This window comes from Methylopila capsulata, from assembly GCF_016907975.1.
Lineage (GTDB): Bacteria > Pseudomonadota > Alphaproteobacteria > Rhizobiales > Methylopilaceae > Methylopila > Methylopila capsulata.
In genome coordinates, this window is record NZ_JAFBCY010000002.1 from 508,869 (window position 1) to 531,739 (window position 22,871).

Annotated in this window: 20 protein-coding genes, 1 tRNA gene and 1 pseudogene; 11 read left to right on the forward strand and 11 right to left on the reverse strand. The window is 69.4% G+C overall.

Annotation, left to right across the window (positions count from 1 at the left end):
• Window positions 1–67: 67 nt before the first annotated feature.
• The 4 genes from JOD31_RS08100 (at window position 68) to JOD31_RS08115 (ending at window position 3,250) form a co-directional block, all read left to right on the forward strand.
• Complete coding sequence (locus tag JOD31_RS08100; RefSeq protein WP_271206108.1) at window positions 68–478, forward strand: flagellar assembly protein FliX; 411 nt, start codon at window positions 68–70, stop codon at window positions 476–478.
• 166 nt (window positions 479–644) lie between these two features.
• Window positions 645–1,061, forward strand: a complete 417-nt coding sequence (gene dksA, locus JOD31_RS08105) for an RNA polymerase-binding protein DksA (protein WP_020187667.1) — start codon at window positions 645–647, stop codon at window positions 1,059–1,061.
• 189 nt (window positions 1,062–1,250) lie between these two features.
• Window positions 1,251–1,511, forward strand: coding sequence for a hypothetical protein (locus JOD31_RS08110; protein ID WP_204949818.1), 261 nt, complete (start codon window positions 1,251–1,253; stop codon window positions 1,509–1,511).
• A gap of 56 nt (window positions 1,512–1,567) precedes the next feature.
• Window positions 1,568–3,250, forward strand: a complete 1,683-nt coding sequence (locus tag JOD31_RS08115; protein WP_204949820.1) for a thiamine pyrophosphate-binding protein — start codon at window positions 1,568–1,570, stop codon at window positions 3,248–3,250.
• A 9-nt stretch (window positions 3,251–3,259) separates the two neighbouring features.
• Here JOD31_RS08115 and JOD31_RS08120 read toward each other — a convergent pair whose 3' ends face one another.
• The 5 genes from JOD31_RS08120 to JOD31_RS08140 all read right to left on the reverse strand — a co-directional run bounded on the left by JOD31_RS08120 (window position 3,260) and on the right by JOD31_RS08140 (window position 8,767).
• Complete coding sequence (locus tag JOD31_RS08120; protein WP_204949822.1) at window positions 3,260–4,258, reverse strand: sugar-binding transcriptional regulator; 999 nt, start codon at window positions 4,256–4,258, stop codon at window positions 3,260–3,262.
• 119 nt (window positions 4,259–4,377) lie between these two features.
• Window positions 4,378–5,139, reverse strand: coding sequence for a pyrimidine 5'-nucleotidase (locus tag JOD31_RS08125; protein WP_204949823.1), 762 nt, complete (start codon window positions 5,137–5,139; stop codon window positions 4,378–4,380).
• 123 nt (window positions 5,140–5,262) lie between these two features.
• Window positions 5,263–5,595, reverse strand: coding sequence for a hypothetical protein (locus tag JOD31_RS08130; protein WP_204949825.1), 333 nt, complete (start codon window positions 5,593–5,595; stop codon window positions 5,263–5,265).
• Window positions 5,592–6,485: an acetylglutamate kinase gene (gene argB, locus JOD31_RS08135; protein WP_204949827.1), complete on the reverse strand. Its 894-nt coding sequence runs from the start codon at window positions 6,483–6,485 to the stop codon at window positions 5,592–5,594. Before argB ends, JOD31_RS08130 begins: the two co-directional genes overlap by 4 nt.
• A 119-nt stretch (window positions 6,486–6,604) precedes the next feature.
• Entirely contained in the window at window positions 6,605–8,767 is a 2,163-nt protein-coding gene (locus JOD31_RS08140; RefSeq protein WP_204949828.1) for a putative bifunctional diguanylate cyclase/phosphodiesterase, read from the reverse strand.
• Between the two features lie 166 nt (window positions 8,768–8,933).
• Here JOD31_RS08140 and galE point away from each other — a divergent pair, with 166 nt between their 5' ends.
• Window positions 8,934–9,947, forward strand: coding sequence for a UDP-glucose 4-epimerase GalE (galE, locus tag JOD31_RS08145; protein WP_204949830.1), 1,014 nt, complete (start codon window positions 8,934–8,936; stop codon window positions 9,945–9,947).
• A gap of 82 nt (window positions 9,948–10,029) precedes the next feature.
• Here galE and JOD31_RS08150 read toward each other — a convergent pair whose 3' ends face one another.
• From JOD31_RS08150 to JOD31_RS08170, 5 genes are all read right to left on the reverse strand, one after another.
• Window positions 10,030–10,191, reverse strand: coding sequence for a Thivi_2564 family membrane protein (locus JOD31_RS08150; protein ID WP_020187658.1), 162 nt, complete (start codon window positions 10,189–10,191; stop codon window positions 10,030–10,032).
• A 192-nt stretch (window positions 10,192–10,383) separates the two neighbouring features.
• Window positions 10,384–10,542 (reverse strand): hypothetical protein, encoded by a 159-nt coding sequence (locus JOD31_RS08155; protein WP_020187657.1) that lies wholly within the window; start codon window positions 10,540–10,542, stop codon window positions 10,384–10,386.
• 140 nt (window positions 10,543–10,682) lie between these two features.
• Complete coding sequence (locus JOD31_RS08160; RefSeq protein WP_204949832.1) at window positions 10,683–11,948, reverse strand: RNA polymerase sigma factor; 1,266 nt, start codon at window positions 11,946–11,948, stop codon at window positions 10,683–10,685.
• Entirely contained in the window at window positions 11,945–12,325 is a 381-nt protein-coding gene (locus tag JOD31_RS08165) for a YciI family protein (RefSeq protein WP_204949834.1), read from the reverse strand. Before JOD31_RS08165 ends, JOD31_RS08160 begins: the two co-directional genes overlap by 4 nt.
• Before the next feature lie 94 nt (window positions 12,326–12,419).
• Entirely contained in the window at window positions 12,420–13,817 is a 1,398-nt protein-coding gene (locus JOD31_RS08170; protein WP_204949835.1) for an aminotransferase-like domain-containing protein, read from the reverse strand.
• 127 nt (window positions 13,818–13,944) lie between these two features.
• On the opposite strand from JOD31_RS08170, the gene JOD31_RS08175 reads away from it, so the two are divergent.
• From JOD31_RS08175 to JOD31_RS08185, 3 genes are all read left to right on the forward strand, one after another.
• On the forward strand, window positions 13,945–14,940 hold the full coding sequence (locus JOD31_RS08175) for a DMT family transporter (protein ID WP_204949836.1): 996 nt from the start codon (window positions 13,945–13,947) through the stop codon (window positions 14,938–14,940).
• 40 nt (window positions 14,941–14,980) lie between these two features.
• A complete protein-coding gene (locus tag JOD31_RS08180; protein ID WP_204949837.1) occupies window positions 14,981–18,076 on the forward strand; it encodes a S8 family serine peptidase in 3,096 nt (1,031 codons plus the stop codon).
• Window positions 18,077–18,175: 99 nt separating this feature from the next.
• A tRNA-Ser gene (locus tag JOD31_RS08185) sits at window positions 18,176–18,265 on the forward strand.
• Window positions 18,266–18,632: 367 nt separating this feature from the next.
• Here JOD31_RS08185 and JOD31_RS08190 read toward each other — a convergent pair.
• Window positions 18,633–19,499 carry a LysR family transcriptional regulator gene (locus JOD31_RS08190; protein ID WP_204949839.1) on the reverse strand — a complete coding sequence of 289 codons (867 nt, stop codon included), beginning with the start codon at window positions 19,497–19,499 and terminating at the stop codon, window positions 18,633–18,635.
• Window positions 19,500–19,659: 160 nt separating this feature from the next.
• Between JOD31_RS08190 and JOD31_RS08195 the strand changes: the two genes are divergently transcribed.
• The 3 genes and pseudogenes from JOD31_RS08195 to JOD31_RS08205 all read left to right on the forward strand — a co-directional run bounded on the left by JOD31_RS08195 (window position 19,660) and on the right by JOD31_RS08205 (window position 22,709).
• Entirely contained in the window at window positions 19,660–20,511 is an 852-nt protein-coding gene (locus tag JOD31_RS08195; RefSeq protein ID WP_204949840.1) for an oxidoreductase, read from the forward strand.
• Between the two features lie 85 nt (window positions 20,512–20,596).
• Window positions 20,597–22,048: pseudogene (locus tag JOD31_RS08200) on the forward strand (MFS transporter).
• Between the two features lie 145 nt (window positions 22,049–22,193).
• Complete coding sequence (locus JOD31_RS08205) at window positions 22,194–22,709, forward strand: hypothetical protein (protein WP_204949842.1); 516 nt, start codon at window positions 22,194–22,196, stop codon at window positions 22,707–22,709.
• Window positions 22,710–22,871: the final 162 nt, after the last annotated feature.

Genomic DNA, 22,871 nt, shown 5'->3' on the forward strand with positions numbered 1-22,871 from the left:
GGTTAAGCATAATCCGGCACGGTCACTTCGGGGACCGGGCAAGATCCGGACGCTGGGGCGGGCGACAATGCGGGTCGATGGTCTGGGGCGGGCGACGGCGTCGCCGATGAGCGGTCAACGGACGCCCGCGGCGGGGGGCGCGTTCCGCCTGCCCGACGCCCAGGGCGGCGAGGCCGCGCGGGGAGCGGCGCCGTTGCGCGCCGCGCCGTCGCTCGACGCCCTCATCGCGCTCCAGGAGATGATCGAAACGCCGACCGAGCGCCGCAGGAAGGCCGTGAAGCGCGGCCGGGGCCTGCTCGACTCGCTGGACGCGCTGAAGCTCGCGCTTCTCGACGGCCGCGTCGACGACCGCGCGCTGGCGACGATGTCCGCGCGGCTGGACGGCGGACGGGAGCGCACCGGCGACCCTGGGCTCGACGACACGCTCGCGGCCATCGACCTGCGCGTGCGGGTCGAACTCGCCAAACGGCGGGGCTGAAACGGCTCGGTTTGTGCATGATCCAGCGTCAGGGTTTTTCCGTATTTTGAAAAACCTGTTATATATCAGGCACTTCTCGGAAAATTCCGTGATTGTGGTCGGATGGTCGGATGGCTATATTCCGCGCCATCGGGACCCTGCGAGCGGCAAAGCCAGAGGCTGATCAATGAGCGTCGATTTGGCAACCGACTACCGGCCGTCCGAGGACGAGCCTTTCATGAACGACCGGCAGCGCGTCTATTTCCGGAACAAGCTGCTGGACTGGAAGGAAGAGATCCTGCGCGAGAGCCGCGAGACGCTCGAGCACCTGCAGGACGAGAACCAGAACCACCCCGACATCGTCGACCGCGCATCGTCGGAGACCGATCGCGCGATCGAGCTTCGCGCCCGCGACCGCCAGCGCAAGCTGATCGCCAAGATCGACGCAGCCCTCGAGCGGATCGACGACCGGTCCTACGGCTATTGCGAGGAGACCGGCGAGCCGATCTCTCTCCGCCGCCTCGAGGCGCGCCCGATCGCGACGCTGTCGATCGAGGCACAGGAGCGTCACGAGCGTCGGGAGAAGGTCTACCGCGACGACTGACCAGCCGCTGCGGCTGGAGGCGAGTTTCAGGGGCTTCGGAGCGACGCCGGAGCCCCTTTTTCGTGCGCGAACGGCGGCCGGCCCGGATGTCGCCAGCGGTTAACCCGCCGTTCACCCTGCCGCTCGGTTTTGGCAACCGATGTCCGTCGCCCGCGTTGCCCTCACGGAAACGTCCGAGATGGGGGTCGCATGAACTCCGAACTGCCGCCAAACGCCGTCGAGGAGCTTGCCGAACGTCTCTTCGCCCGGGATCATCCCGTCCGCACCTGGCGACCGCAGGACCCCTTGGCCGCCTCCGCCGTGGTTCCCGACAGCGCGGCGTCGCCGATCGAGCTCGATCTCTACCGCGCCTTCGCCGCGCGGCGCTGGAGCGAGATGGCGGGCGATATCGCGTTCCGATCGGGCGCGCCCCGTCGCTCGCGGACGGCGTCCTCCGGAGAAAACGGCTAAAACAGCCAGCGTGATGAGTCGCGTCCCGTCGACGCGGCGGTTCAGGGGGCTGGCCGATGCTTGCATCCGCACACCCGCGCACCGGCGCGGAAATCATTGTCGACGCCCTGCGCGCGAACGGGCTGACGATGGCCTTCGGCGTGCCGGGCGAAAGCTATCTCGCCGTGCTGGAGGCCATGCGGGCGAGCGGCGGCTTCGATTTCATCACCTGCCGGCAGGAAGGCGGCGCCGCCATGATGGCGGACGCGGCCGGACGGCTCACGGGCAAGCCCGGGGTCTGTTTCGTGACCCGCGGCCCCGGCGCGACCAACGCCGCCAGCGGCCTGCATGTCGCGATGCAGGACTCGACGCCGCTGCTGCTGTTCGTGGGGCAGGTCGAACGCGGGTTCCGCGGCCGCGAGGCGTTCCAGGAGCTCGACTACCGCGAGACCTTCGCCGGCCTCGCCAAGTGGGCGGTCGAGATCGACGACCCCGCCCGCATCCCCGAGCTGATCTCGCGCGCGATCCGCACCGCGACGCAGGGACGGCCGGGGCCGGTGGTGGTCGCGCTGCCGGAGGACATGCTGACGGAGATCGCCACGGTCGCCGACGCGGCCGCCGTCGTGCCCGCCGAGACCTGGCCCGGCCTTGCGGACATGGCGCAGCTCCAGAAGCTGCTGTGGGCGGCGAAGAGGCCGATCGCGCTGGTGGGCGGAGGGCGCTGGTCGGCGAAGGCCGTGCAGAGCCTCGCCCGCTTCGCCGAGCGCTTCAAGCTGCCGGTGTCCGTCACCTTCCGCCGGCAGATGCTGTTTCCGGCCGATCACCCCTCCTATGCGGGCGAATTCGGGATCGGGCCGAACCCGGCTCTGCTCGCGCGGGTGACGGAGGCTGACCTCGTGCTGCTCATCGGCGGCCGCCTCGGCGAGATGCCGAGCCAGGGGTACACCGTGCTCGAGGTGCCCTCCCCGCGGCAGACGCTGGTGCATGTGCACGCCGATCCGCTGGAGCTCGGCCGCGTCTACCAGCCGGCCCTTGCGATCAACGCCTCCCCCAACGCCTTCGCCGCGGCGCTCGAGGGCGTCCAGCCGCCGAATCGCATCGCCTGGGAGGACGACACGCCGCTCGCCCACGCCGACTACCTCGCGTGGTCGGAGGCCGCCGCCGAACATCCCGGCGCCGTCCAGATGGACGAGGTGGTGCAGACGCTGCGCGCCCTGCCCGCGGACGCGGTGATCTGCAACGGCGCCGGCAACTACGCCACCTGGATCCACCGCTTCCACCGCTTCCGGGCGTACGGCTCCCAGGCGGCGCCGACGTCCGGCTCCATGGGTTACGGCGTGCCGGCGGCCGTCGCCGCCAAGCGGCTGTTCCCGGACCGGGAGGTCGTGGCGTTCGCGGGCGACGGCTGTTTTCTGATGACGGGCCAGGAGCTGGCGACCGCCGCCCAGTACGGGCTCGCGATCGTGGTGGTGGTGGTCGACAACGGCCAGTACGGCACGATCCGCATGCACCAGGAGCGGGAGTATCCCGGAGCGCCGTTCGGTACCGCGCTCGAGAACCCCGACTTCGCGGCGCTCGCCCGCGCCTACGGCGCGGCGGGCTTCACGGTCTCCGAGCGCGGCGCGTTCGCGGCGGCCTTCGCCGAGGCGCGGGCCGCCGGTCGGCCGGCGTTGATCCACGTGAAGCTCGACCCGGAAGCGATTTCGCCCACGACGACGCTCAGCGCCATCCGGGCGAAGGCGCTGGCCGCACGCGGGTGATCCGAGCGGTCACCCCGCCTCGGCGAGCAGCCCCAGGGCGACCGTCTCGTCCGTGACGAGGTGGCGGAACACGCCGCCCCGAAGGGCGGCCAGCACGGATTCGATCTTGGAGCGGCCTGCGGCGATCCCGACGGTGTTCAGCCCGCGGAACGTCTCGCCGGACACGCCGACCCGGCGGCGGTTGACGTCGCAGTCCACGAACCGGCCGTCGCGGTCGAAGAACAGGCCGGCGAAGGAGCCGACCGCGCCGTTCGCCCGGCAGTCCTCCAATTCCTCGATGGTCACGAGCTTCTGCGCCACGAGGAAGGAGTTCGGCGTCGCTTCGGTGACGCCGCTCATGGCGAGGTCGGCGGAGCGGGCGAGGTCGAGCGAGGTCCGCACCGTGCGCTGCGCCATCAACACTTCGCGATCGGCCATCGTGTCGGCGAGGTAGGGCGCCGGAATGAAGTAGCCTTCGCCGCCGGTGCGCTCGGCGATGCGGTGGACCACCTCGTACGGGTTCGACGCCGCCTTGCGGGTCAGGGATCCCATGACCGACACGAAGCGGGCGCGCGGCGCGCGGGCCCCGCGGTAGGCGTGGGCGACGGCCGCCATGGTCGTGCCCCAGGACAGCGCGAACACGCCGTCCGGCTTCTGCGCCACGCCGCGGGCCAGCGTCTCCGCGGCGGCGATGGCGACGAAGCGCTTGTCGATCTCCGACTCGCCGCCCTCCCCCGCGGCCGGAACGACCCGGCACGAATCGAGCTGGTAGGCGTGGCACATCCGGTTCTCGAGCTCGATCAGCGCGATCGACGGATGGACGATGCGGACGTCGACCACACCCTCGCTGCGGGCGGCGGCGATCAGCCGATTGACCTTCACGCGCGAGAGTCCCAGCCGGTCGGCGATCTCGCTCTGGTTCATCTCGCCGATGAAGTACAGCCAAGCCGCACGGACCATCGCTTCGGTCTCGGCCGCGCGCGCGCTCGGCGCGTCGTCCGCGACCTCGAAGTCGGTAGGCGTTTCCATCGTCGCGAGGGGCTCCCGGGGGGCGGCGGCGCTTCTGCTGGCGCCGGAGCGTCAAGATGACGAGACGCGCCCTTCCCCGCAAGCTGCGGCGTGGTCGACCAAAGCCTGACGCGCGAGGACTAGTCGGCGGCGACGAGCGCCAGCGCCGACAGGAACCCGGTCAGATCGTCCGTCACGTGGTCCACGTGCGGGCCGCCGCGGTCGTCGTCCGCCGCCGTCAACCGCTCTCCCAGATCCGGCTCGCCGGGCTTGGGGGTGACCAGCACCGTCCGCATGCCGAGCGCATGCGGCGCGACGAGGTTCTTCGACAGGTCCTCGAACATGGCCGCCCGACGCGGCTCCACGCCGTGGAGGTCGAGAAACGTCTGGTAGGCGGACTGGTCCGGCTTCGGCACGAAGCTCGACGCGGCGATGTCGAACACGTCGTCGAACAGCTCAAGCAGGCCAAGCTTGCCCGCGACGTTCTCGGCGTGGCGCCGCGATCCGTTGGTCAGGACGAAGCGCCGGCCGGGAAGCCGCGCGATCGCCGCGGCGAGGTCGGGCGCGGGCGTCAGCAGTGAATGGTCGATGTCGTGCACGAAGGCGAGGAAGGCGTGCGGGTCGAGCGCGTCCTCCGTCATCAGGCCACGCAGCGTCGTGCCGTAGGTGCGGTAGTAGTATTTCTGAAGCGCGCGGGCCGACAGGCCGTCGATGCCGTAGCGGCCGGCGATGAAGGCCGTCATCTTGGCGTCGATCAGAGAGAACAGCCCCGCGGAGGCGGGATAGAGCGTGTTGTCGAGATCGAACACCCAGGTGTCGACGTGGTCGAAGCCCTTGGCTTCGGCCACGACCGCATGCGCCGCAAGGCGGCCCAGGGCGGCGGGATCGGGCAGGTCGTTCATGCGGGCGAGCACGTCATTCAGGGGGCGTCCACGAGGAGATCGAGCGCGCAGCATGGCGCTCGTTCATGAACGATTTTAGGTGGGCCCGGCTCGCGGCTTTTCCAAGGCCGCGCGGCCGCCCGTTCAACCGAAGGTCGCGAGCGCCACGCCGAGCGCATAGGCCACCGGCGACGCCTCGCTGAAGACCGCGAGAACGGCGAACGACAGCGCGATCCAAAGGCCTGCGAGCAGCCGGGGACCCTGCTGCACGTAGACCGCGGCGACGAGAAGGTTGACCACCGCCAGGAGAGGCGCCGGGACGCCCGTCCATAACGTCGGCGCCAGGAAGATGGCCACGCCCGTGAGGCCGACGGCCAACGCGAACTCGCCCGCCGAGCGTCGCTTGGGCGCGCCGGGCGTGGGTTTCGGCTCAGCCTTTTTCTTCCGGGCCTTGCGGAAATCGACGACGTTGCTCACCGCGTGATCAGCGTGCCGGCGCCGCCGGGCGTCAGAAGCTCCATCAGCACGGCGTGCGGGGTCTTGCCGTCGAGGATGACGACGCCCTCCACGCCGCGCTCGACGGCGTAGATGCAGGTCTCGACCTTCGGGATCATGCCGCCCGAGACGGTGCCGTCGGCGATCAGCCGGCGAGCTTCCTCGACCGACAGCTGCTGGATGAGGTTCTTGTCGCGGTCCAGCACCCCCGGCACGTCGGTCAGCATCAGGAGGCGCTTGGCCCCGACCGCGCCGGCGATCGCGCCCGCGAAGGTGTCGGCGTTGACGTTGTAGGTCTCGCGCCCGTCGGCCGACCCCGCGACCGGGGCGACGACCGGGATGAAGTCCGAGGTGATCGCCCAGTCGAGCACGGTGCGGTCGACCTCCGCCGGCTCGCCGACGAAGCCGAGGTCGACGACCTCCTCCTGGCCTGTCTCCGGGTTGATCAGGCTGCGGCTGACCTTGCGGGCGAACACCATGCCGCCGTCCTTGCCCGACAGCCCGATGGCGCGCCCACCCTCGGCGTTGATCGAGGCCACGATGTTCTTGTTGATCGCGCCGGCGAGGATCATCTCGACGATCTCCACGGTCGCCTTGTCGGTGACGCGCAGGCCCGCCTTGAACTCGCTCTTGATGCCGAGACGGTCGAGCATGCGGCCGATCTGCGGGCCGCCGCCGTGCACCACCACCGGATTGATGCCGACCTCCTTCAGGATCGCGACGTCCTGCGCGAACCAGCGGGCGGCGTCGGAATCCCCCATGGCGTTGCCGCCATACTTCACGACCACCGTCGCGGCGTCGTAGCGCTGCATGTAGGGGAGCGCCTCGACCAGGATGCGGGCGGTGTCATGGGGAGCGTTCGGGGCGGTCATGATGCGTTGCGTCCTCGCGGTCCGAAGATGGCGTTCGGCCCGCGCCTTCTAGACGCTTCGACGTGTCGGCTCAATGACGCATGCGCGCGCGACGACGTGACGGCGGCGCGCCTTCGGCGCTACGACGCGGCGGGCCGCGCGAAGCCGGACGACAGCGGGACGACGGAGCGCGCCGGCGCGTGTCTCGCCCTGGGCTGGGCCTGCGCCTCGGCCGCGACGGCGCGGAGCTCCGTCCCGAGCCGGTTGGCGTACCAGGCCTCGAAGGCCTCCGCCGGCATCGGCCGGCCGAACAGGTAGCCTTGTCCGAAGGTGCATCCGCCGGCGGTCACGAACGCGCGCTGCTCTTCGGTCTCGACGCCTTCCGCGACCGTTTCGACGTCGAGGTTCCGGGCGAGGCCGAGCACCGCCTCCACGACGACACGGGCGCCGGGCGTCACGAGCGCGTCGCGGACGAAGCTGCGGTCGATCTTCAACACGTCGAACGGCAGTTGCGTCAGGGCGGCGAAGTTCGAATAGCCGGTGCCGAAGTCGTCGATCGCGATCCGCACGCCCGCGCTCCGGAGCGGCGCCAGCTCCCGGGCAGCGTGGGACGGGTCGGCCATGGCCGCGCTCTCGGTGATCTCGAGCTCGATCCGGCTGGGATCGACGCCCGCCTCCCGGATGGTCTGGAGAACCGCCTCCGAGAACCTCGGATTGCGGAACTGCAGCGGCGACACGTTGACCGCGACCCGGATCGGGATCCCCATGGCGGCCCACGCCGCCGCTTGCCGGCTGGCTTCAGCCAGCACGAAGCGGCCGAGCGGCTCGACTAGGCCGGTCTCCTCCGCCACCGGCACGAACTCGCCGGGCGCGATCAGGCCGCGGACGGGATGGCGCCACCGCACCAGGGCTTCGGCGCCGGTCACGCGTCCGCCGCCGAGCGCGAGCTGCGGCTGGAAGTGCACTTCCAGCTCGTCTTCCACAAGCGCCCGCCGCAGCTCCTGCTCGATCCTCAGGCGTGAGTAGGCCCGGTCGTTCAGCTCGGCGCCCGCGATCCGCAGAGCGGGACCGCGCACGAGCCGGGCCGCCGCGAGCGCCGCGCCGGCCGAACGCATCAGGGCTTCCGCGCGATCGCCGTGCAGGGGCGCGAAGGCGACGCCGATCGCAGGCGACAGCCCGACGCGGTGCTCGTCGAGCCGCAGCGGCGCCTCGAACGCCGCGAGCGTCAACCGCGCGAGGTCCTCCGCGGCGGCTTCGCCGGCGCCGTGGGCGAGCAACGCAAACTGCGCCTCGCCGATGCGGGCGACCGAGACGGAGAGATCGTCGCCGAGAGCGTGGGCTGCGTGGGCGCGGCGGCTCCACTCGACCGCGACCTCCCGAACACGGGCGGCGGCCCCATGGACGGCGGCGTCGGCGCCGACCGGCCCAAGGCCGGTCGCGACCCGTTCGAGACCGCCCACCTCGATCTTGAGCAACGCGACGCCCTGCCCCACCTGCAGCGCCTCGGACAGTCGCCGGTTCAGCCCATCGCGGTTCAACAGACGCGTCAGAGGATCGTCGAACGCCGCGCTCCGCAGTGCGTCGGCGTTTCGGAACACCTCGCGCGTCATCGTCCGATGCGCGCGCGCGACGTCGCCGATCTCGTCGCGGCGGAGCGCCGCGCGATCGACTTCGACGCTCGCGCCGTCGACCCGGTTGATCGCAAGCGCCAGACCGCAGAGCGGGCTGAACGTGCGGCGCGCGATGAGGGCGAAGGCCGGAAGTCCGACGAGGAGAACGGCGAGCGCCGCGAACAGCCCACGAGCCGCGGCTGCGGCCCCCGCCGCGTCGGCGTCCGCCAGGGAAACGCCGACGCCAAGGACCGCTTCCCCGCCCCCGCTCAGCGCCACCGTCTTGAGGGCGTGGGCCGCGCCACGGGCCACCGTGATCGCCGCAGGCCCGTCGCCGCCGGTCTCGATCAACGCCTCGCGGGGCGCCTCAGGCGACGGCGCGGCCGGCGCGAGGGCGACGATGGTCTCCCCTCCGCGCCTGTCCAAGGTGACGTAAAGCGCATGCGACCGCGCGGACAGCGCGTTCAGAACGGCATGGATCTCGTCTCCGCGGCCGAGCGCCTCGGCGGCGGCCCGAACGTCGCGGGCGAGTTCGACGACCATCCGGTCTGCGGCGTCGCGGCGGGTCTCGAACGCCACGCAGGCGACCACGGCTCCGGCGAGCGCGACGAGCAACAGGCCCGTCAGCGCCGTAAACCGCGCCGTGAGGCCGTTCCGCCATCCGCCGCGCTGAGCGCCTCCCGCTTCGACCACCGGATTTCCTCATGCGCGTAACGCCGAAACAGAGTCTAGCGCGAACAGAGTGAATCCTTGGTTAGCCCGGCGTGCCAAAAGGAGGCTGTCTCCGCTTTCACCTCGCGGTAAGGCGATGGCGTCTAGGGTCTCAGGCGCGACGAGCCTCGCGCCTGAGGGACAGCGCATGACCGTTCTCGTAACCGGAGGGGCCGGATACATCGGCTCCCACATGGTGCTGGCGCTGCGCGACCGCGGCGAGCCAGTGGTGGTGCTCGACGACCTGTCCACGGGCGCCCGCAACGCAGTGCCGGCCGACGTGCCGTTGGTCGTCGGCGACGTCGGCGACGAAGCGCTGGTGCTCCGGACCCTCGCCGAACAGCGGATCGACGCCGTGGCGCATTTCGCGGCGAAGATCGTCGTGCCGGAGTCGGTGCGCGATCCGCTCGGAACCTACGGCGCCAACACCGACAAGACCCGCCGGCTGCTGAGCGCGATGGTCGGCGGCGGCGTGGGGCGCTTCATCTTCTCCTCCACCGCGGCCGTCTACGGACTCATGCCGCCGACGCCGACAAGCGAGGACGCCCCGCTCGTTCCCGCCTCGCCCTATGGCGCGTCGAAGATGATGTCGGAACGGATCCTGCAGGACGCCGCCGTTGCGCATCGATTGCGCTACGTGGTGCTGCGGTACTTCAACGTCGCCGGCGCCGATCCCCAGATGCGCACCGGGCAAAGGGCTCCGGGCGCCTCGAACCTCATCACGCTCGCCGTCCGCGCGGCGCTGGGCGTCACCGACGGCCTCGACATCCTCGGCGTCGACCTTCCGACGCCCGACGGAACCGGAGTGCGCGACTACATCCACGTCTCGGATCTCGCCGACGCGCATATGGCGGCTCTGGACCATCTCGGGAACGACGGCGATAGCCTGATCCTGAACTGCGGCTATGGCGGCGGCTTCTCCGTCCGGGAGGTGATCGCGGCCGTGAAACGCGTGAGCGGACGGGACTTTCCGGTGCGCGAGAGAGCGCGCCGCGAGGGCGACCCGTTCGTCTCGACCGCAGACGCGCGCCGCATTCGCCAGGCCTTGCGCTGGACCCCGCGCCATGACGACCTGGACCGGATCGTGGAACACGCGTTCAACTGGGAGCGCCTGCATGGACCCTTCAGCGGGACGGCGAGCGGCCGACTTCAGGCGTCCTGAGTCTCTTGTCCTTCGATCACTGAAACGAAAACGGCCGGGTCAAACCCGGCCGTTCGTCATTCCAGTCGTCGTCGCTCAACCATTAAAATACGGCGAGGTACTTCAGCAGCGAGATGATGCCGATGATGATCACGATGATCCGGATGATCTGCTTGGCCCGACCGTCGATCGGCAGCATTCCGACGAGGTAAAGCACCAGAAAAATCACCAGGACGGTGATCAGAATGCCGATCAATGGGGTCATGTTTCGCAGTCCTTTCCGGATGAGCCACGCAGGCGACGCGGCGAAGCGTCGGCCCGCTTCGCGTTTTCGCGCCGTCGTGCTGTGGAAACGCACGATGGTGTGACTGGTTCCGGAATCATGTCCTCAACACGGCGAAAAAAAGCGCCGGGCGTGGGGCCCAGCGCTTCGGCAGCCTCGGCGTGACCGTTCGGCTCAGAGGCCGAAGGGCTCCTGCGTGTTGGTGCGAACCTGCGCCGCGTGCAGCTCGCTGAAGAAGGCGGAGATCTCCAGCCCGATGCGGGCGAAGATCCGGCCGAAGAACGAGCCGGCGTCGATCGAAGAACCGGACGAGGCGGATGCGAGGGTGGACATGGTGCGGTCCTTTCGGAAAGGGGTGTGAAGCGCGTCGCTTCGTTGACGCTGATGTGGCATGTGGCATGCCAGACTTCTACGCCTTTCGTCGCACACCAGTCCTGCGCCCAGCGCATCCCGAGTTAAGAATTCCTAAGAAGCTATGCGCCAGCCGCCTCGGTCAGCCGGTCGAGGTGCGCACGGATGTGCGCCGCCTCCGCGGGGGTGCCCGCCAGCGCTATGGCGCGGCCGAAGGCCTCGCGGGCGTCCGCCGCCCGCCCCAGGCGCATCAGCAGGCCGCCCCTCAGGCCATGAAAATGGAAGTAGCCGTCGAGCCGCGCGCCGAGGGGCTCGATCATGGCGAGCGCCTCTTCGGCGCCTGCAACCTTCCAGATCGCAACGGCGCGGTTCAGCGTGACGACCGGAGACGGCTGCATGATCTCCAGGGTGGCGTAGAGCGCGTCGATCCCGCCCCAATCCGTCGCCTCCGGCCGAGGGGCGCGGGCGTGCAGACCGGCGATCGCCGCCTGCACCTGGTAGGGCCCAGGTCGGCGATGGCGGATCGCCTTGTCGATCAGCGCCAGGCCCTCAGCGATCATCGGGCGATTCCAGCGGCCGCGGTCCTGCTCCTCGAGCAGCACCACAGCGCCGTCGGCGTCGAACCGGGCCTCCGCGCGGGCGTGCTGCAGCAGCATCAACGCCGTCAGGCCCATGATCTCCGGCTCGGCCGGAAACAGGCGGAGCAGCACGCGCATCAGCCGGATCGCTTCGTCGGCCAGCTTCGCGCGCTCGTCCGCCTCCGTTCCCTGAGCGGAGTAGCCCTCATTGAAGACGAGGTAGAGCATGGCGGCGACCGCCGCGAGCCGCTCCGCCCGCTCCACCGCGCCGGGGGCTTCGAACGGCACGCCGGCGCGGGCGATCTTCGCCTTGGCGCGGGTGATGCGCTGCTCCATCGCGCTCTCGCCCACGAGAAAGGCCCGGGCGATCTGCCGGACCGACAGGCCGGAGACGATCCGCAAGGCGAGCGCGATCTGCTGCGTGGCCGGCAGGTCGGGATGGCAGCAGACGAACAGCAGGCGCAGGACGTCGTCGCGGTAGTCCGCGCCGTCGATGCGGTCCGCCGCGGCCGCCTCCGCGTCCTCCCGGTCCGACAGCGCGTCTTCATCCGGAAGCTCCTGCTCGCGCGAGCGCTTGCGCACGGCGTCGACCGCGACATTGCGGCCGACGAAGATCAGCCACGCCGCGGGATCGCGCGGCGGGCCGTTGTCCGGCCAGTGCTTCAGCGCCTTCAGGCAGGCCTCCTGAAACGCCTCCTCCGCCAGGTCGAGATCGCGGAAGCGTCGAAGCAGCGCCGCGACCGCCTGCGGACGGGCGGCCGCGAGCGCCGCGCCGATCCAGTCGCCCGAGGCCATGGCGCCGGCGCTCATCCGCCCGCGGGCTCCGCGCTGCCCGGCAGGAACAGGCCGATCGGCCTGAGCTCGTAGGCGCCGCCGGGGTTGGCCTTGGCCAGCGCCTTCGCGGCGTCGAGCGCCTCGTCGAGATCGGCGCAGTCGACGACGTAGAAGCCGAGAAGCTGCTCCTTGGTCTCGGCGAAGGGACCGTCGATCACCAGCGGCGGGTCCTGGTCCTTGCGCAGCGTGGTCGCCGCGGTCGTCGGCAGCAGCCGCGCCGCCGGGCCAAGGCGGCCTTTCGCCTTCAGGTCATCATGCACGACCGCGAGCCGGGCCATGACGGCGTCGTCCTCCTCCTGGGACCAGGCGCAGACCACGTCCTCGCGGTGGTAGCAAAGGATGGCGTACAGCATCGGCGTCCTCCGTCATTCCCAAGGACGGACGACTATGCCTCGCCCCGACACGCGTGGCGATCAACCGTCGATCGAATTCGCGCGCGCCACGGCCTCAGCCCCGCAACGCGCGGCCGAGCGCCTCGAACACCCGCGGATCGAGCGATTGGGCCACGTTGAACCGCAGGAAGCCGGCGGCGTTCCGCGCCAGGCTGAAGGCGTTTCCGGGGGCGAGCACCACGCGCTCCGCGAGGCAGCGCTGGGCGAGCGCCGCAGCGTCCACGCCTTCCGGCAGCCGGCACCACAGGAACATCCCCGCCTGCGGCCGCAGCCACGGCTCGATCCCGAGCGGGGCGAGCCGCCGGACGACCTCCTCCCTCGCCGCGGCGAGACGGGCGCGCACCGTCTCCATGTGGCGGCGGTAGCCGCCGTCGGTCAAGGCGAGCGCAAGGATCTCCGCCGCGAGCCGCCCGCCGCCGAAACTGGTCGCGATCTTGAGGTCCACGAGGCCTTCGACCCAGTCCGGCCGCACGGCGACGAACCCGCAGCGGACCGAAGCGGACAGCGTCTTCGAGAAACTGCCGATGTGCACGACCCTCTGAAGCCCGTCGAAAGCGGAAAGTCGCGGCGCCGGCGCCTCCTCGAAATCAGCGAAGATGTCGTCCTCGACGATGGTGAGGTCGTGCGCCTCGGCGAGTTTGAGCACGCGGTGCGCGACCAGGGGCGAGAGCACCGCGCCGGTCGGGTTGTGGATCGCCGAGTTGGTGACGTAGAGCCGCGGCCTGTGCTCGCCGAGCGCGGCGGCGAAGGCCGCCAGATCCGGTCCTTGCGGCGTGTAGGGAACGCCGACGGCCCGGACCCGATGGGCCTTCAGCAGGGCGTGGAAGTTGAAATAGCAGGGGTCGTCCACCAGCACGACGTTTCCGGGCTCCAGCAGGAACCGGAACACCAGGTCGATGGCTTGGGTGCCGGAGTCCGCCAGCAGGATCTGATCGGCCGAGGCCTCCACGCCATGCGACTGGAGCCGCCGCGCCAGCACGGCGCGCAGCGACGGCAAGCCGAGCGGCGTCCCATAGTCGGCCAACTGCGTCGCGTCGGCGCGCGCCAGAGCCCGAAGCGCCTTGCGCAGCCCGGCCTCGAACATCCACGTCGCCGGCAACCAGCCGCAGCCGGGCTTCAGCACGTCGGCGCCCGCCTCGAGCGATTGCCGGGAGATCCAGAGCGGATCGACCGCGCGATCGAGCTTGGGCCCGATGGCGGCGAGCGACAACGGAGCGGAGGGACCGCAGACGAAGAAGCCGGAGCCCGGACGCGAACGGATCGCCCCCTCCGCCGCCAGCCGCTCGTAAGCCTCCACCACGGTCGAGACCGAGACCCCGCTCGCCCGCGCCTGCGCGCGGACCGACGGCAGGCGCTCCCCAGACGCGAGGCTCCGGCCCGCGATCCGGGCGCGAACCGTCGCCATCACCGCCGCGATGCGGGTGGGAGCTTCGTCTCCAGACCGCCGTTCCATGCGCCATCCGTATTGAACACGAGACCATAACAGTTTGGAAATATTGTACTGGATCGTCGCTGTTCTGGCGACAGCGCGTCGACCAAGGTCCACGCCGAGAGTTCGATCGGCTGATGGAGGCGCGGGCATGCGGACAGGAGCGAGCGGCTGGTTCAACGGAGCCGTGGGGATAACGATCTTCGCCGGATCGCTGCCGGCGACCCGCGTGGCCGTGACGGCGTTCGATCCGGTGCTGCTGACGGCGGCGCGCGCGACGATCGCCGGCGGCCTCGCGCTGGTCCTGCTCGCGCTCTTTCGGCAGCCGCGCCCCAGCCGCGCGGACCTGCGCTCCCTCGCGGTCGTCGCTCTCGGCGTCGTCGTCGGCTTCCCGCTGCTGACGGCCTTCGCCCTCCAACGGGTCACCTCCGCGCATTCCGTAGTCTTCATCGGCCTGCTGCCGCTCGCGACCGCCGCCTTCGGCGTGCTCCGCGGCGGCGAACGGCCCTGTCCGGCCTTCTGGCTGTTCTCGGGCGTCGGGAGCGCGCTCGTCGCGGGCTTCGCGCTCTCCGGCGGCGCGGCGCTGTCGCCGGTCGGCGACGGGCTGATGCTGGGCGCGATCGCGCTCTGCGGCCTCGGCTACGCCGAGGGCGCGCGGCTCTCCCGGCGGCTCGGCGGCTGGCAGGTCATCTCCTGGGCGCTCGCGCTCGCGCTGCCCCTCATGCTCGCGCTGACCATCTTCGCCTGGCCAACCTCCCTCGGAGGCATCCACGCCCCGGCCTGGGCGGCGCTGGCCTACGTCTCGCTGTTCAGCATGCTGATCGGCTTCGTGTTCTGGTACCGCGGCCTCGCGCAGGGCGGGATCGCGGCCGTGGGCCAGCTCCAGCTGCTTCAGCCCTTCCTCGGGCTCGCGCTCGCCGGCGGCCTGCTGGGCGAGCCGGTGAGCCACGCCATGCTGGCCGTCACGCTCGGAGTGGTCGGCTGCGTCGCCGGCGCCCGCCGCTTCGCCGGCGTCGCCGTCCCTGTCCCCGCCCCGCGTCCGCTTGATCCGCTTGATCCGCGTGGAAGCGTGCCCCCCCGGACACGCCGCTTCGTCAACCGCCGGCGGTCCGTACTTTCCTGTATTTCGCGGAGCGCGCGCACATGACAATCGTCCGACAACTTTCCTCCGTCTCGAAGGACGCGCCTTGGCCGAAGCACCGCTCCCCCTTCCCACCGACGCCCTCTTCGACGATCAGTGGCATCTTCATGAGACGAACGAAGGCTACGATCTGAACGTCCTCGGCGCCTGGAACGACTACACGGGCGCCGGCGTCGCCGTCTGGGTGTTCGACGACGGGTTCGACACGCGGCACCGCGATCTCAAGCCGAACTATGACCGGACGCTGGACTACGATTACCTCCAGCGCAGCGGAGACGCCTCGCCCGGCTACGCCGCGGATGCGCACGGCACCGCCGTGATGGGATTGATCGGCGCCGCGCGCAACGGATCGGGCGCGGTCGGCGTCGCCTACGACGCGACGCTCGTCGGACTGCGAGGCTATTCGGATTCGCCGTCGAGCTCCGACACCATCTACGACTACGTCGCCAACCTCTCCGAAGGCCTCGCCGACGCCGCGGCGAATGACGCGGACGTGCTCAACGTCAGCAACGGTTACGCCGCCTACTTCGACATCGAGGACGCAGCCGGCAACCGCTTCGGCGACGCCATCGTCGCGGCGGCGGCCGAAGCTGTGGAGACCGGCCGCGGCGGCCTCGGCCTCAACATCGTCAAGGCCGCCGGCAACTACGGCGAGTTGCGGTTCAACACCGGGATGACCGCGGTCGAAAACGATCCGCACATGATTGTCGTGGGGGCGGTCGAGCGGACCGGCGACGTTTCATCCTTCACGACCAGAGGCTCCAACCTGCTGGTGTCGGCCTTTGGAACCTCGGGCGAGGTCGTCACCACCGACCGAACGGGGGCCGCGGGCTACGCCGGCGCCGACTCCTTCTCCGCCTTCGCCGGCACCTCCGCCGCCGCGCCGATGGTCAGCGGGGTCGTCGCGCTGATGCTGGAGGCGAACCCTCTCCTCGGCTGGCGCGACGTTGCGGACATCCTCGCCTATTCCGCCCGCCACGTCGGCGGCGCGATCGGCGGAGCGATGGTCGGAGCCGAAACCTCCCGCTGGACAGAGAACGGCGGCTCCCACTGGAACGGCGGCGGCCTGCACCACTCGAACGATTATGGCTTCGGCCTTGTGGACGCGACGGCCGCCACGCGTCTGGCCGAGCATTGGACGACAGCCGCCGAAGCGGAGACGTCGGCGAACGACGCGATCCTGGACCAGGCGATGCGGTCGAACGCCCGCATCCTGTTGACCCGCGGCGACGTCACGACGCTTTCGACCAGCATCAACGCGGACCTGACGATCGATTACTCGCAGGTGACGGTCACCTTCGACTCCTACGCCCTGGCGAACGCTAAAAACCTGCGCGTCACGCTGATCTCGCCCGACGGCGTCAGCAGCGTTCTGCATTCCGGCGCCCTCGACCCCGCCGATCTCCCGTCCGAATGGACCTTCACGACGCAGGCGTTCCGTGGCGACGAGGTCCGGGGCTCCTGGAAAGTCGCGATTCAGAACTCGAACTCGGCGACCGGCTATTTCACGGTGACGGATGTCGACATCCGTCACGTCGGCGCGACCGGCGCGTCGGAAGCTTTTCGCGACACCTACGTCTTCACGGACGAGTTGGGCGACGTCGCGACCACCGCGCGTCGCTCGCTCATCGACAAGGACGGCGGGATCGACACCCTGAACGCTGCGGCCGTCACCTCGCATTCGACGCTCGACCTCAGCTTCGGCGGCCGCTCGACGATCGACGGGGTCGTCGTCGTCACCAAGGCCGAGATCGAGAACGCCATCGGCGGCGACGGCGACGACACGCTGATCGGCAACGCCGCGCGCAACGTCCTCATCGGCGGCCGGGGAGACGACGTCTATGTGGTCGACAGCGCCCAGGACGCCGTGAGGGAGAACGCGGGACAGGGCGTCGATCTCGTGCGCTCTGCGGTGAGCCTGCGCCTCGGCGAGCACGTCGAGAACCTGACATTGACCGGCGCGTCCGCCCTTGTGGGCTACGGCAACGACGCGGCGAACGCGCTGACGGGCAACGACGGGGCGAACCGCCTTGAAGGCCTTGGTGGGAATGACACGCTGGACGGCGGCGCCGGCAAGGACCTGCTGATCGGCGGCGACGGCGACGACGTCTACCTCCTCGCCGAAGCCGACGACGTGACGCGGGAAGCCGCGGACGGGGGGACGGACGCGGTCGTGGCCTGGGTGACCACGACGCTCGCGGCCAACGTCGAGAACTTGACGCTCGTCGGATCCGGCGCCCTCGCCGGCGTCGGCAACGACCTCGCGAACATCCTCAACGGGGGCGACGGCGCGAACCGCCTCGACGGCCGTAGCGGCGCGGACCTGATGACCGGCGGGATGGGCGACGACGTCTACGTGGTCGACGACGCGCTCGACCAGGTGCGCGAAAACGCCGACGCCGGCTTTGACACGGTCGAGACGTCCGCGTCGCTGACGCTCGCCGCCAACGTGGAGAAGCTGGTCCTTACGGGAGAGGAGGCTCTTTCCGGGACGGGCAACCTCCTCGCGAACACGCTCATCGGCAACGCCGCCGCGAACCGGCTCGACGGCGGCGCGGGCGTGGACACCATGTCGGGAGGCCTGGGCGACGACGTCTATGTCGTCGACAACGCTCTGGATCAGGTGCGGGAATCCGCCGGCGCCGGCTTTGACACGGTCGAGACCACGCGCTCGATCGCGCTTGCCGCCAACATCGAGAAGCTGGTCTTTGCGGGCTCGGCGAACCTGTCGGGCGTCGGCAATTCGCTGGGCAACGTCGTCGTCGGCAACGCCGGCGCGAACCTGATCGACGGCCGCGGCGGATCGGACACGCTGACCGGCGGAGACGGCGCGGACATCTTCCTGTTCTCCGACCGACCGAACGGCGTCTCGATCGACCTCGTCACCGACTTCGACGTCGTCGCCGACACGCTGCGCCTGGACGACGCGGTGTTCGCCGGTCTCGGACCTGGGCGGCTCGCGGCCGCGGCCTTCGCGCTTGGAACCCAGGCCGCCGACGCCACGGACCGGATCCTGTACGATCCGACCGCGGGCGGTCTCTATTTCGACCGCGACGGCAGCGCCGCGACCTACGCGGCCGTCCGGTTCGCGACCCTGGGCGCCGAACTCGACCTGACCTGGCGCGACGTCGTCGTGGTCTGACCGCCGCGCGCCCGTCTTCCGCGCGATCCCCCGCGCCGCGCATCTTGTGCCGACGTGGCGCGCCGTGTATGGAGCGCGGATCGACGCTCGCCGATACGCGGAGAGGTGCCAGAGTGGTCGATTGGGACGGTCTCGAAAACCGTTGTGCGGGCAACCGTACCGTGGGTTCGAATCCCACCCTCTCCGCCAGTAAATCCTGAAAATTGTTCATTTTTGAAGCTTCGCCATCAGGCGCTTACTAAATTCCACTTACCAGTCTTTGCAGGATGGGGTCGCGGGTAAATCCAAAACGGCGCGGTCGTGAGCTCGCGGTCCCAATCGGATACGATCCCGGAAGCCGACCGCACCGGACAAATGTCGTGCTCGGCGAGCGCGATGATGAAGGCGTTGTCGTCAGGCTCGCCGGTAACAGGATCACGGACGTCGGCGGCCGTCCGAAGCGCCGCCAGTGAGCCTCGTTTCGCCCTCGCCGATCTTGGTTGCAACCTCGCCGGAGTTTCTCGTCTTCTCTCCGACGGGCGACCGGCTCTCAAGCTGAAGTTGCCGACTGCAGCGTTCACGCCTGGAGTGGCGTCTTCGTAAGATGATCGGTCACGACGGTTATGAAGGCCCGCAGCCGCTGAAGGCGCCGGATGTCCCGATGATAGCCCATCCAGATATCCCGTGAGGGCGGCTCTGCCGGCAGATCGAGCTTGCGAAGATCCACTGTCTGATCTCCGACGACTTGTGGCAGGACGGCGATGCCGATGCCCTGGCGGCACATCCGCCCCTGCACGTTCCGATTGTTTGACCGGAGGAGCGGCTTCGCGTTGGGAAAGCTCTCGGTGAGCCAGGCGATATCCGGGAATTGGCCTGTCGACGTGTCGTGGGTGATGAGCCGGAAGCCGGCTCCATCCCCATAAACCGGCTCGGGTGAGCCTGCCGCGACGTAGGCGCCATAGGGCAGACGGACCAGTCGTCGCTGCACGATGTCGGGGCTGTCGAACGGGACGATCCGGAAGGCGATATCGGCCTCGCGCTGAGCCAGACTGAACAGGCGGGCGCCGGTGAGAATCTCCAGATCAACGTGCGGATAGGCCTTCGCGTAATCGTCGATGATCGGCGGCAGGACGTAGGCGCCAAACCAGTCGGCTGAAGAGATCCGCAAGGTCCCTTGAAGATTTCGCTCCTGTCCGGCCAGCCGCCGTTCGATGGTCAGGGCGCTTTCTTCCATCTGCTCCGCCAGAGCGATGACGGCGTTTCCTTCTTCCGTCGGAACGAAACCGCCGGCCGTCCTCTGGAATAGCGTCTGGCCGGTGGCTTCTTCGAGCGCCCGAAGGCGGCGTCCGACCGTGGGATGACTCAGATGAAGCGTGCGGGCGGCAGCGCCCAGCGTGCCGGTGCGGGCTATCGCGAGAAAAATCCTGATGTCGCTCCATTCCATCGCCCGACCCACAAAAATGAACGGCGACCGTACGATACTGTCAGTTACCGAACAAATTCAATCACCCACATGCGCTTCATCCCGCTGGGCACGGCGGCGCGCCGACCGCTTGTTGCGTCGGCTCGTGCGCCGCCCGGTCCCGAAGCTGAAGGAGCACATGATGAAAACCTGGCTGATCACAGGATGCTCGTCAGGCCTGGGCCTGCAGCTTGCCGAGGCCGTCGCCGCGCGAGGCGACCGCCTCGTCGCCACCGCCCGTTCGACGGATAGCTTGACGTCGCTGTGCGAACGCTATCCCGAGACGGTGCGCGGCATTTCGCTAGACGTCACCCGCGCCGGCGACGCCGCAAAGGCCGTGGCGTTGGCCGAAAGCGCGTTTGGCGGCCTCGACGTGCTCGTCAACAACGCCGGCTTCGGCTTCATCGGCGCGATCGAAGAGGGAGAGCCCGACGAATATCGGCCAATGTTCGAGGTGAACCTCTTCGGCCTGATCGAGACGACCCGGACCGCCCTGCCGTCGCTGCGCAAACGCGCCGGAGCCCGCATCGTCAATCTCTCCTCGGGCGCCGGGATCGCCGGCTCCGCGGGTTTCGGCTTCTACAACGCGAGCAAATTTGCGGTCGAAGGTCTGTCCGAAGCGCTCGCACAGGAGCTTCGTCCACTCGGCGTGCACGTGATCATCGTCGAGCCCGGCCCCTTCCGCACCGCGTTTCTCGGCCGCTCGATGATCACCGCAGCGCGGGAGATCGCCGCCTATGCCCAGACGGCGCCGGCGAGACGTCATTACCGTCAGAGCAATAACGGCAGGCAGGCAGGCGACCCGGCCAAAGCCGTCGCCGTGATGCTGCAGGCCGTCGATTCGGAGCATCCGCCGCTGCACCTCCCGATCGGCCCGCGCGCACACGCGATAGCGGAGCAGAAGCTGGACTCCTTCCGCGCCGACATCACCACCTGGCGCGACATCTCCATCGCCACCGACTTCGACACGGACAACTGCGGCGGCCCGAAGTGACCGGCGGCGGCGAAAGTTTAGGTTCAAGGACGGCAATCCACTCATGAGCGCGACAACATGTGAAGCCGCGGCCCCTACGGCCGCCATGGTCCGGGACGGCGACGCCCTGCTCGAGCCGCGTCGCTGGACGACGTTCGTGATCCTGCTGGTCGGCGCGTTCCTGCCGCCGCTTGACTTCTTCGTCGTCAATGTGGCGCTCCCCTCGATCCGGGGGGATTTGGGCGCCTCCTCCTCCGCCGAGCAGCTCGTCATTTCTTCCTATGCCGCGCTCTACGCCGTGACGCTGACGACCGGAGGGCGGCTTGGCGATCTGTTCGGTCGCGGCCGCGTGTTCTTTCTCGGCCTGATCGGCTTCGCCGCCGCCTCGACCCTGTGCGGCTTCGCCTCATCGCCCTGGGCGCTGGTCGCCGGGCGCGCATTGCAGGGCGTAACGGCCGCCGTGATGGCGCCCTAGGCGCTCGCTTCGGTGCAGGCGATTTTCCCGGAGAGGGAGAAGCCGCTCGCCCTCGGCATCTATGGCGCGATCTTCGGTTTGGCCGCGGTGGTCGGGCAGGCCTTGGGCGGCGTCCTGATCTCGCTGGATCTTCTGGGGCTGGGGTGGCGGGCGATCTTCCTGATCAACCTGCCGGTGGCGATGCTCGTCCTGCTGTTCGGCAGTCCTCTGCTGAAAGAGACGCGCTCGCGCGACGCTCGCCGGCTGGATCTCGGCGGCATGGCGCTGTCGATGGTAGCGCTCGGCGCGCTGCTCGTGCCGCTGGTCGAGGGGCGGGAAGCCGGGTGGCCGCTCTGGTCCTGGCTGTCGCTCGTCGCGGCGCCGCTGCTGGCGTGGCTCTTCTGGCGCTATGAGACCCGTCTGGCGCAAGCGGGCGGCGCCCCCCTGCTCGACCCGGGCGCCTTGCGGGCGCAGGGACTGGGCCGCGCGCTGCTGATCGCGCTGTTGTTCTATTCGATCGGGAGCTTTTTCCTGCTGTTCTCTGTCTACTTGCAGGAGGCGCTGCATGTGACGGCGCTGCAGGCGGGCCTTGTCTTCCTGCCGTTTGGCGCCGGGTTCCTGCTCGGGCCGCTCTCGACCCCCTTTCTCCGACAGTTCTGCGGCGCCTATGTCAATCCGATCGGCTTGGGGCTGGAGGTTGTCGGGTTCCTGGGTCTCGCCGGGCTCCTCGCGGCGACGCTGGCTGGCGCGCATCCGGCGCCGACGCCGCTCGCCGCCCTCCTGTTCGTCATCGGTTTTGGGCAGGGGCTCGCGCTGCCGACCCTGATGCGGATGGTGACGGGCCGGGTCGCGCCGGCCTTTTCCGGCATGATCGCCGGCGTCGCCAGCTCGGCTCTCCAGGTCAGCACCGCGCTCAGCGTCGCCGTGATCGGCGGGGTCTTCTACGAGGTGCTGGGCGCGCGAACCGACCCGGCCGCCATCACGCGGGCGCTCATCGCCGCCGTCCTTTGCATCGCCTTCTGTCTCGCCGCAAGCGCGGCTCTGAGCATCACCCTCGTCCGGCCGGCGCGTCCTCCGCACGACGAGGCGGAAGGGCAGGTTTGAGACCCCCTCCACGACGCATGCCCCGAGGCGCCTATCGCCGATGACGCGGTCTCATCGGAGCTGAGAACCGGCACGCCTGCACAAACCGCGACGCCCGTCGACCGCGATCATCTATCGCGCCAGATCAGAAAACAGGACAATCTTCATGTTTGGAATTTCGCCACTCGGCTGGGTGCATACGCTCGGCAGCCTGCCCGCCATTCCGGTCGCCATCTACATGTTCGCCCGACACGGCAGGATCGTGCCGCGATCTGCGCCCGGCGCCCTGTATTTCGTATCGATGCTGATTGGCGCGACAACGGTGTTTCTGGTCGCCCGTGAGCCGATAAGCTACGGCATCGGGGCGGCGACGATCCTGCTGCTGCTGACCGGGTACGGCATCGGTCGCATTCCGCAATGTGGCCGAGTCGGCGCCTACCTCGAGACGATTTTCCTCACCCTGACGACGTTCCTTTCGATGGCGCCGAGCGTCAACGAAACGCTTCGTCGCGTCCCGGACGGCCATCCCCTGGTTACCGATCCGAAGTCGCCGCTCCTACAGGGCGCCCTCGCCGGCCTTTTGGTCATGCTCGTCGTCGGACTGACCGCTCAGATCGTTTACTTGCGCAGGCACGGCTGGCGTGTGGCGGACCCGTCACCGGGCAGGATCGCCGCCGAGTGATATGGGCGGAGCCGATCTGCTGGCGACGATCAGCAGCGCGGATCGATCGCCCATAGCGAACGGCCGCCGGTAGAGGAGATGTCTCCAGTGGGTCGTTCTCTTACCGGGCCCTCGGGGCATTGCCGGCCAGTGAACGTGATTGTCGTGACCTGATCCCCCGGA

What these genes read in the sequence shown, in the direction of transcription:
- JOD31_RS08100 (WP_271206108.1), top strand. Translation starts at nt 68, where the DNA reads ATGCGGGTCGATGGTCTGGGGCGGGCGACGGCGTCGCCGATGAGCGGT.
- dksA (WP_020187667.1), top strand. Translation starts at nt 645, where the DNA reads ATGAGCGTCGATTTGGCAACCGACTACCGGCCGTCCGAGGACGAGCCT.
- JOD31_RS08110 (WP_204949818.1), top strand. Translation starts at nt 1,251, where the DNA reads ATGAACTCCGAACTGCCGCCAAACGCCGTCGAGGAGCTTGCCGAACGT.
- JOD31_RS08115 (WP_204949820.1), top strand. Translation starts at nt 1,568, where the DNA reads ATGCTTGCATCCGCACACCCGCGCACCGGCGCGGAAATCATTGTCGAC.
- JOD31_RS08120 (WP_204949822.1), bottom strand. Translation starts at nt 4,258, where the DNA reads ATGGAAACGCCTACCGACTTCGAGGTCGCGGACGACGCGCCGAGCGCG.
- JOD31_RS08125 (WP_204949823.1), bottom strand. Translation starts at nt 5,139, where the DNA reads ATGAACGACCTGCCCGATCCCGCCGCCCTGGGCCGCCTTGCGGCGCAT.
- argB (WP_204949827.1), bottom strand. Translation starts at nt 6,485, where the DNA reads ATGACCGCCCCGAACGCTCCCCATGACACCGCCCGCATCCTGGTCGAG.
- galE (WP_204949830.1), top strand. Translation starts at nt 8,934, where the DNA reads ATGACCGTTCTCGTAACCGGAGGGGCCGGATACATCGGCTCCCACATG.
- JOD31_RS08150 (WP_020187658.1), bottom strand. Translation starts at nt 10,191, where the DNA reads ATGACCCCATTGATCGGCATTCTGATCACCGTCCTGGTGATTTTTCTG.
- JOD31_RS08155 (WP_020187657.1), bottom strand. Translation starts at nt 10,542, where the DNA reads ATGTCCACCCTCGCATCCGCCTCGTCCGGTTCTTCGATCGACGCCGGC.
- JOD31_RS08160 (WP_204949832.1), bottom strand. Translation starts at nt 11,948, where the DNA reads ATGAGCGCCGGCGCCATGGCCTCGGGCGACTGGATCGGCGCGGCGCTC.
- JOD31_RS08165 (WP_204949834.1), bottom strand. Translation starts at nt 12,325, where the DNA reads ATGCTGTACGCCATCCTTTGCTACCACCGCGAGGACGTGGTCTGCGCC.
- JOD31_RS08170 (WP_204949835.1), bottom strand. Translation starts at nt 13,817, where the DNA reads ATGGAACGGCGGTCTGGAGACGAAGCTCCCACCCGCATCGCGGCGGTG.
- JOD31_RS08175 (WP_204949836.1), top strand. Translation starts at nt 13,945, where the DNA reads ATGCGGACAGGAGCGAGCGGCTGGTTCAACGGAGCCGTGGGGATAACG.
- JOD31_RS08190 (WP_204949839.1), bottom strand. Translation starts at nt 19,499, where the DNA reads ATGGAATGGAGCGACATCAGGATTTTTCTCGCGATAGCCCGCACCGGC.
- JOD31_RS08195 (WP_204949840.1), top strand. Translation starts at nt 19,660, where the DNA reads ATGAAAACCTGGCTGATCACAGGATGCTCGTCAGGCCTGGGCCTGCAG.
- JOD31_RS08205 (WP_204949842.1), top strand. Translation starts at nt 22,194, where the DNA reads ATGTTTGGAATTTCGCCACTCGGCTGGGTGCATACGCTCGGCAGCCTG.